The sequence below is a fragment of the Amycolatopsis sp. NPDC003676 genome (assembly GCF_053587275.1).
Genome location: NZ_JBSFNS010000294.1, coordinates 1 through 1,410, shown reverse-complemented (window position 1 = coordinate 1,410; position 1,410 = coordinate 1). Strand labels below are relative to the sequence as shown.

Here is a 1,410-nt window from a genome sequence, read left to right as displayed (position 1 = left end):
CGGCACGATCCTGTCGAACAAGATCGTGGTGCGCCGCCGCTTCGACGCCGAGGCCACCCTGGCCGCGATCGCCGAGCACAAGGTGGAGATGCTGGTCGCGGTGCCGACCATGCTGCACCGGCTGACCGAACTGCCCGCCGAGGTCAGGGCGAAGTACGATCTGTCCTCGCTGAAGGTGATCCTGTTCGCCGGGTCCGCGCTCTCGCCCGAGCTGTGCATCAAGGCCACCGAGGCGTTCGGACCGGTGCTCTACAACCTCTACGGCTCGACCGAGGTGGCCATCGCGACCATCGCCAACCCGGCCGAGCTCGCCGAGGCGCCGGGCACCTGCGGCCGGTCGCCGATCACCTGCGAGGTCCGCCTCTACGACGAGAACGACCAGCGGGTCGAGACGCCGGAGACCTCGGGCCGGATCTTCGTGCGCAGCGGCGCGCCGTTCGAGGGCTACACCGACGGCCGCAACAAGCAGATCATCGACGGCTTCATGTCCAGCGGCGACCTCGGGCACTTCACCGCCAGCGGCCTGCTCATGGTCGACGGCCGCGACGACGACATGATCGTCTCCGGCGGCGAGAACGTCTTCCCGCAGGAGGTGGAGAACCTCCTGGTGGAGCGGCCCGACGTGAACGACGTCGCGGTGGTCGGCGTGGACGACGTGGAATTCGGCAAGCGCCTGCGCGCCTTCGTGGTACTCGAGGAGGGCCACAGCACCGGCGCCGCGGAGATCCAGGCGCACGTCAAGGAGAACCTGGCGCGCTACAAGGTGCCCCGCGAAGTGGTCTTCGTCGACGAACTCCCCCGTAACGCGACCGGCAAGATCCTGCGCCGCGTCCTCATCGATTATGAGGTGTCACAGTGAGGTCGGCGGGCTGAGAGACAGAGCACAACCGGCCCGAGATGCTTGCTATTGTTAGCACCAGCACTGGATCTCGATGACGCGGTCCGGCCCCACGGGGGTTCGTCGTGGGATCGGTCTGCCGGAAGGCTGTTCGATGTCTCTGTCTCTGCCCGCGCTCGGCGGTACCGCCCGGCGTGCCGGTGATTTCGCGCTCGGCGTCAAAGTGATGATGGATCGCAAGCTGTTCAATCCGCTGCGTCTGGATCACGCCGCTCGCTCGTTCTTCAACGTCTCCAAGTTCGGCCCGTTCGCCGGTGTGGTCATGCACGCCGCGCAGACCAGGCCGGACGCGGGCGCCATCGTCGACGAGCGCGGCGAGCTCACCTTCGGGATGCTCGACGAGCAGTCCAACGCGCTGGCCCGCGGCCTGCGGGCGAGCGGAATCGCCGAGGGCGACGTGATCGCCGTGCTGGCCCGCGATCACCGCGGCATGGTGCTGAGCCTGCTCGCCGCTGGCAAGCTCGGCGTCCGCGCGGTCCTGATGAACACCGGCTTCGCCAAGCCGCAGTTCG

Annotated in this window: 2 protein-coding genes; both read left to right on the top strand. The window is 67.9% G+C overall.

The genetic code is table 11. The features are described from left to right. Positions 1-859 (top strand): AMP-binding protein (locus tag ACWDNU_RS45805; protein WP_449673443.1); only part of this gene is annotated, 859 nt, incomplete at its 5' end. Between the two features lie 133 nt (positions 860-992). Next, positions 993-1,410 (top strand): AMP-binding protein (locus ACWDNU_RS45800; RefSeq protein WP_449673442.1); only part of this gene is annotated, 418 nt, incomplete at its 3' end.